This window comes from Microcystis sp. M53602_WE12 (assembly GCF_030065455.1).
GTDB classification, from domain to species: domain Bacteria; phylum Cyanobacteriota; class Cyanobacteriia; order Cyanobacteriales; family Microcystaceae; genus Microcystis; species Microcystis aeruginosa.
In genome coordinates this window covers 1-6,445 of the sequence record NZ_JASJFB010000656.1, presented here as the reverse complement: position 1 = coordinate 6,445, position 6,445 = coordinate 1, and the positions used below count along the sequence as shown (strand labels likewise).

Sequence of the window (6,445 nt, the reverse complement as noted above, 5' to 3'; positions counted from 1 at the left end):
AGCCATCCGCAAGACCTACGGCAAGAAAGGCGAAGAAATCGTGCAGATGAACATCAAAGCTGTGGATTCTGCCCTAGAACACCTCTATCAAGTCCCAATTCCCGCCACTGTCACCCCTGAAGCTTTTGAATTAAGACCACCGATTCCCGACAACGCACCCACTTTCGTCCAAGAAGTCCTCGGCAAAATTATCGCCCGTCACGGGGATGAATTGCCCGTTAGCGCCCTTCCCAACGATGGGACCTATCCCACCGCCACTAGCCAATGGGAAAAACGCAATATTGCCCAAGAAATCCCCGTTTGGGATGCGGATGTCTGTGTTCAATGCGGTAAATGCGTTCTTGTTTGTCCCCACGCCGTTATTCGCTCGAAAGTCTATGATGAGGCCGAATTAGCCACGGCCCCGGAAACCTTTAAAGTCGCTAATGCCAAGGATCACGACTGGAAAGGGCTAAAATTCACCATCCAAGTGGCCGCCGAAGATTGTACCGGTTGCGGTCTCTGTGTTGATGTTTGCCCCGCTAAAAACAAATCGCAACCGCGTCTAAGAGCGATTAATATGGCTCCCCAATTGCCCCTGCGGGAACAGGAACGAGTTAACTGGGATTTCTTCCTTAATTTGCCTAATCCAGACCGATTAAGCCTAAATCTCAATAAAATTAACCATCAGCAAATGCAGGAACCTCTCTTTGAGTTTTCCGGCGCTTGTGCCGGTTGTGGTGAGACTCCCTACGTTAAATTGGTCAGTCAGCTATTTGGCGATCGCATGATAGTGGCTAATGCCACCGGTTGTTCATCTATCTACGGAGGTAATTTACCGACAACACCCTGGGCAGTTAACGCCGAAGGTCGCGGGCCGGCCTGGTCGAATTCCCTCTTTGAAGATAATGCCGAATTTGGCTTAGGATTCCGAGTTTCCATCGATAAACAGGCAGAATTTGCCGCCGAACTCTTAGGAACCCTCGCTAGTGAAATCGGAGAAAGTCTAGCGGCAGATATTCTCAATTGTCACCAAGTCGATGAAGCGGAAATTTACGAACAACGGCAACGGGTAGAGGCCCTAAAATCCCGTTTAGGGCAATTAACCCCGACCACGCAGGTGAAAATGTTGTTATCCGTGGCCGATTATCTGGTCAAGAAAAGCGTCTGGATTGTCGGGGGTGACGGTTGGGCCTACGACATCGGTTATGGTGGCTTAGATCACGTTTTAGCCAGTGGTCGCAATGTGAATATTTTGGTCATGGATACGGAAGTTTACTCGAATACGGGCGGCCAGGCCTCGAAAGCTACTCCTCGGGCCGCCGTAGCTAAATTTGCTTCTGGTGGCAAACCCAGCCCGAAAAAAGACCTCGGTTTAATGGCCATGACCTACGGTAACGTCTATGTGGCCAGCGTGGCTATGGGGGCAAGAAACGAGCAAACTATCAAAGCTTTCCTAGAAGCGGAAGCTTACAACGGGCCATCGTTAATTATCGCCTATTCTCACTGTATTGCTCACGGGATCAACATGACCACCGCCATGAACCATCAAAAAGAAGTGGTGGAAAGCGGTCGCTGGTTAATGTACCGTTATCATCCCGATTTAGCTAAAGAAGGCAAAAATCCCCTGCAATTGGACAGCCGTGCGCCTAAGCTTACCGTAGCGCAAACTCTCTACTCGGAGAATCGCTTTAAGATGTTGGCCACCAGTAAGCCGGAGGAAGCTAAACGTCTGCTCAAAGAAGCACAAGCAGATGTGGATACGCGCTGGCAAATGTATCAGTATTTAGCAGCAAAAGGTACAGGGAGCAACGAATAGTTATGAATCTACACACTACCTACATGGGTTTACAATTGCGATCGCCGCTAGTCATCGGTGCGGCCGCACCCTTGAGCGAGGATATCGACAATATCAAGAGAATGGAAGACTTTGGAGCCGCTGCCGTGGTTTTACACTCCTTTTTCGAGGAGCAGATTAAACAGGAAAGACTGGCTCTACACCATCATTTTACCCACGGAGCCGAGAGTTTTGCGGAAGCTTTGACTTATTTTCCCGAACCGGAGGTTTTTCACGTTGGTTCCGACGAATATCTCAACCATATTCGCAAAGCCAAAGAAATGGTCGATATTCCCATTATTGCCAGTCTCAACGGTGAGACCTCTGGGGGATGGTTGGAGTATGCCATTCAAATTCAACAAGCGGGCGCTGATGCTTTGGAGTTGAATGTTTATTATGTTCCCAACGACCTGGAATTAACCGGAAATCACGTCGAACAAAACTATATTGATATCCTCAAAATTGTCAAATCGGAGGTATCAATTCCCGTCTCGATGAAGTTAAGTCCCTACTTTAGCAATACGGCCAATATGGCTAAACAATTAGCGGAAGCGGGGGCCGATGGGTTGGTATTATTTAACCGTTTCTATCAGCCGGATATCGACTTAGACACCTTGGATGTTCACCCCAATATTATCCTCAGTAATCCCCAAGCAATGCGTTTACCCCTGCGCTGGATTGCTATGCTTTACGGTCGTGTACCGACGGATTTTGCCGCTACCAGTGGCATTCATAACGCCATCGACGTGATCAAAATGATGATGGTGGGGGCAAAAGCGACCATGTTAGTTAGTGTTTTATTACGCCACGGTTTGGAGGAAATTACCAAGATCGAACAGGGTTTATTGCATTGGTTGGAAGAAAATGAGTACGAATCGATCGAGCAGTTAATTGGCAGTATGAGTCAAATGAATTGCCCCGATCCCACTGCTTTTGAACGGGTACAGTACATGAAAGCTCTGCAAAGTTACGAACCTGTTTGGAAACGTTTTCAAACCACCAGCAAATAAAAGTGGGAAGCTTTTTTCAGTGATCAGTGATCAGTAATCAGTAATCAGTGAACTGAAAACTTAAGTAGGTAGGCGTTAAAAATTATCAGCCACCCCCCTTATCAAGGGGGATCCCCCCGCCTATCGGCACCCCCCTTATCAAGGGGGGCAGGGGGGATCGGCACCCCCCTTATCAAGGGGGATCCCCCCGCCTATCGGCACCCCCCTTATCAAGGGGGGCAGGGGGGATCGGCACCCCCCTTATCAAGGGGGGCAGGGGGGATCGAACCTAAAATCGATTTTTAATTTAATTATAACCAGCTACTTAACTGAAAACTGAAAACTTACATCTGATCACTGATAACTGATAACTGACAAAAAAATCCAGGAGGATATAACTATGAACGAGAATCAAAAGAAAAAAATCGGCATTCTGACCAGTGGTGGCGATTGCCCGGGGTTAAACGCGGTAATTCGTGCCGTGGTGAAATCATCAAAACTCAAGGGTTGGGATGTGTACGGCATTCCCTACGGGACCGACGGTTTTATGCAGATTGCCGAGGGAAAATATCACCCCGAAGATTTGATCCTGACTCAGCATGGCTATAACCTACCCGGGGTCTTGAAAGGATTAGACGTTTTGCAGTTTCTTAGTGGTAGTGTTTTGGGTTCTTTGAGCAAAGGACATCCCGAAAACCCAGAAATTGCCACGAAAATCCTGCAAGGATACGAAATGCTGGGATTAGATGCCCTGATCGTCGTTGGAGGCGATGGGAGCATCGATATCATCTACGATCTCGCCCAGAAAGGCAATTGGAATATTATCGCGGTTCCCAAAACCATCGATAATGACGTTCCCTATACGGAATGGGCAGTCGGTTTTACCACTGCCGTCGATATCGTTACTCAAGCTTTGTATGATCTCACCTTTACCGCCGCTAGTCACGAAAGGGTGATGATTGTGCAGGTGATGGGTAGAGATGCCGGTCATCTAGCCCTTCATGCTGGGATTGCTGGGGGTGCCGATGCGATTTTTATTCCCGAATTAACCCCGGCTCTCACTCCCGCAATTATCGACGGTTGTTGTCGCCATTTGGCAGAATTACGCGCTCAAGGTCGTAAATTCGCTCTCATTGTGATTTCTGAGGGTGTTAAAAACGAAGATAACCAAAAAGAGAAGTATATTGCCGATTATTTAGAAAAATTAATATTTGACAAAACTCGCTCTTTGTGCGTTACCGATCCCGTCTTCTGTTATCTCAATTCCATGGATGTGCGGGCCATGTCTTTGGGACACCTGCAAAGAAGTCGTCCTCCTTTGGCCATGGATCGACTGTTAGCCACGGCTTTCGGCATTAAGGCCGTAGAATTAATCGAACAGGGAAAACTCGATCGCGTGGTGATTTGGCGCGGGGGACAAGTGCGTAGTTTGCCCCTGAAACCAGTGATCAAAATTATCAAACAATGTCATCAAGAGCATCGCTGTGCCTATCCCGTTGATCCTGATGGTTTTATCGTCAAAACAGCCCGTTCTTTGGGAATTTACCTAGGGGAAAATCCCACAACTGAGACGGCAGTGGTTCCAGACGCTGTGGAGGCGTTGGTTTAGTTATAATAAAGCGAGAAGGGTTGCTCATACTTTCTCGCTTTTTTAATTGGTTAAGATTAGGCATTTCTAAACGCTACAATTACGGGAGATACTGACAGCTACTGTCGAAATAAAGAAACTTTTTAAAAGAGTGTAATTAGGGCTTGCTGAATAAATGTGAAATATAGACGAGGTAAGGGTTTTAGGGGCCTATTTTGCGAAACAGGTGCAAGATTTTGAGAGAATCGTGGTTGAAAACCTTGCATCTTCGGGGCGAAGCATTCGGGCATAACCTATCGGTGAAACCGTAGATTTCCTATCCGAATGCTTCGCCCCTACTTTTTCAGCCAGCCCTAATTAATTTTCTGAGCATAAACTTTTATTATCGGCCCGCGTCCTGTAGGGGCGAAGCATTCGGGCAATAACCTATCGGTGAAACCAGAGATTTTCTATCCGAATGCTTCGCCCGTACTTTTTGCCGCAAACCCTACATAAAGACTTCTACTATCAGTAATGAGGTTATAAGATTGAACTATTGGACAAGCTTCAATGAGATGTCTAATCTCTTGAAAATAGTCATTAATCAACAAATTCTATCTCCTCAATTTCTTCTTTGTCTTGCAGTAAAGCTTCTAGCATCCAAGCTTCTCCCATCCATTCATCAAAGTCTAAGGTATGCTGCAGTTTATTGTTTTCAAATCTTCTGAGAAATTCTTTTGTCTGCATTTGATACTTATTTTCAAAAAAAGTTATTCGTTCTTGGGTGCGCTTAATTCCTTCTTGAAGTTCTTGCAGTCTTTCGGTTAATGCGTCTTCAATAAATTTTTTTAAGGAGTTTAGATGTTTAGAACTCAGTTTTACTTCAGCCATAATGCTTCCGAGTTGATAATCGCTGCTGTTTGCCATTCGTCAGTCCATCCTAATTCTAGTTCATCTACTGCTAAAAAAGCTTGGGCGAGTTCTTCTGCTTCTTGTTGTTGTCGCCATTGTTGTAAAATTGAGGCGATGAAAATGCTTTTATTTTCTACTTTCTGGTTTAGGTAATTAACCAGTTCATCGGGTAAAGAAATGGAGATTTTAGCCATGGTTATCTCTTTGGCTATTTGATTCTAATATAGACTATTTTGATTGAGCTAAAATAACAGAATTAAGGGGGAAAGATTCAGTTTCTAAACGAGTTAAATCAACAATTTGACTAGCTTGATCAATATCAATTCCAACTAATTTTCCTTCGCTATCAAAATCTAAAACAATATCAGGGGCGATTTCTTGAGAATCGGTGCTTGTTTTTTCTGATAGGCTAATGTATAGAGAATCGGTTTCAGGATAATAACTAAATTTCATTTTTTACTCCTTAAAGTTACGATCTGGGAAGGCGTTATGAATGGTTTCTCCATCATCTAGAGTGACAACTCGCAAGTATTTTCCTAATTCGGGAATGTATAACCAATGACGAATGCGTCCGTTTGGTTCTATTTCTCGTCTAACTGGATTCTGGATAGCCTGTTGACACCATTCTCGCTTAAGATAGGGTCTTTTGACCAAGACTTGTTCTTCAAAGTAGCGGGTAGTTTTCATTCATCATTTTTCTGATCTATTCCTTCTATCATAATTTTAACGAAATTTAGATAAATTTCCCCAGATACTAAATTCTCCCCCCTTTTTAAGGGGGGCAGGGGGGGATCAAATCCCATCACACAAACCCCTATCCTCCTTCCTGACACCAGAATTAGGATTGTGCAAATCAACCCGCACCCAATCGCAACTACGCCCCATTAAATCACTTAAACCCCAGTCTGTCCCAAGATTCCAGAGTTTGATAGTGTTGTCATCACTACCGCTCACCAAAGTCTTGCCGTCGGGACTAAAATTAACGCTATTGACAGAGCCATCATGCCCTTTGAGGGTGCGGATTTCCTTGCCTGTTTCTACATCCCAGAGTATGATAGTCCCGTCATCACTACCGCTCACCAAAGTCTTGCCGTCGGGACTAAAATTAACGCTATTGACAGAGCCATCATGCCCTTTGAGGGTGCGGATTTCCTTGCCTGT

The 6,445-nt window shown here is 45.3% G+C and carries 8 protein-coding genes; 3 read left to right on the top strand and 5 right to left on the bottom strand.

Going from position 1 to position 6,445, the window contains the following annotated elements:
* The 3 genes from PX482_RS20635 to PX482_RS20625 all read left to right on the top strand — a co-directional run.
* A partial coding sequence (locus tag PX482_RS20635; protein WP_288122959.1) for a 4Fe-4S dicluster domain-containing protein occupies positions 1 to 1,798 on the top strand: 1,798 nt, incomplete at its 5' end.
* A 2-nt stretch (positions 1,799 to 1,800) separates the two neighbouring features.
* The gene (locus PX482_RS20630) at positions 1,801 to 2,826 is read left to right on the top strand and encodes a dihydroorotate dehydrogenase-like protein (RefSeq protein WP_150977401.1); all 1,026 of its coding nucleotides are present in this window, start codon (positions 1,801 to 1,803) and stop codon (positions 2,824 to 2,826) included.
* Between the two features lie 379 nt (positions 2,827 to 3,205).
* A complete protein-coding gene (locus PX482_RS20625; protein ID WP_288094205.1) occupies positions 3,206 to 4,414 on the top strand; it encodes an ATP-dependent 6-phosphofructokinase in 1,209 nt (402 codons plus the stop codon).
* A gap of 558 nt (positions 4,415 to 4,972) precedes the next feature.
* Here the strand turns inward: PX482_RS20625 and PX482_RS20620 are convergent.
* The 5 genes from PX482_RS20620 to PX482_RS20600 form a co-directional block, all read right to left on the bottom strand.
* Entirely contained in the window at positions 4,973 to 5,263 is a 291-nt protein-coding gene (locus tag PX482_RS20620; protein WP_288094206.1) for a hypothetical protein, read from the bottom strand.
* Positions 5,251 to 5,478, bottom strand: coding sequence for a DUF8778 family protein (locus PX482_RS20615; RefSeq protein WP_288094207.1), 228 nt, complete (start codon positions 5,476 to 5,478; stop codon positions 5,251 to 5,253). Before PX482_RS20615 ends, PX482_RS20620 begins: the two co-directional genes overlap by 13 nt.
* A gap of 34 nt (positions 5,479 to 5,512) precedes the next feature.
* The gene (locus tag PX482_RS20610; protein ID WP_002742721.1) at positions 5,513 to 5,737 is read right to left on the bottom strand and encodes a DUF2283 domain-containing protein; all 225 of its coding nucleotides are present in this window, start codon (positions 5,735 to 5,737) and stop codon (positions 5,513 to 5,515) included.
* A 3-nt stretch (positions 5,738 to 5,740) separates the two neighbouring features.
* Positions 5,741 to 5,971, bottom strand: a complete 231-nt coding sequence (locus PX482_RS20605; protein ID WP_002742722.1) for a hypothetical protein — start codon at positions 5,969 to 5,971, stop codon at positions 5,741 to 5,743.
* 105 nt (positions 5,972 to 6,076) lie between these two features.
* A partial coding sequence (locus PX482_RS20600; RefSeq protein ID WP_288122958.1) for a WD40 repeat domain-containing protein occupies positions 6,077 to 6,445 on the bottom strand: 369 nt, incomplete at its 5' end.

Coding starts and splice junctions, on each gene's coding strand:
- PX482_RS20615 (WP_288094207.1), bottom strand. CDS start 5,478: ATGGCTAAAATCTCCATTTCTTTACCCGATGAACTGGTTAATTACCTA.
- PX482_RS20610 (WP_002742721.1), bottom strand. CDS start 5,737: ATGAAATTTAGTTATTATCCTGAAACCGATTCTCTATACATTAGCCTA.
- PX482_RS20625 (WP_288094205.1), top strand. CDS start 3,206: ATGAACGAGAATCAAAAGAAAAAAATCGGCATTCTGACCAGTGGTGGC.
- PX482_RS20605 (WP_002742722.1), bottom strand. CDS start 5,971: ATGAAAACTACCCGCTACTTTGAAGAACAAGTCTTGGTCAAAAGACCC.
- PX482_RS20630 (WP_150977401.1), top strand. CDS start 1,801: ATGAATCTACACACTACCTACATGGGTTTACAATTGCGATCGCCGCTA.
- PX482_RS20620 (WP_288094206.1), bottom strand. CDS start 5,263: ATGGCTGAAGTAAAACTGAGTTCTAAACATCTAAACTCCTTAAAAAAA.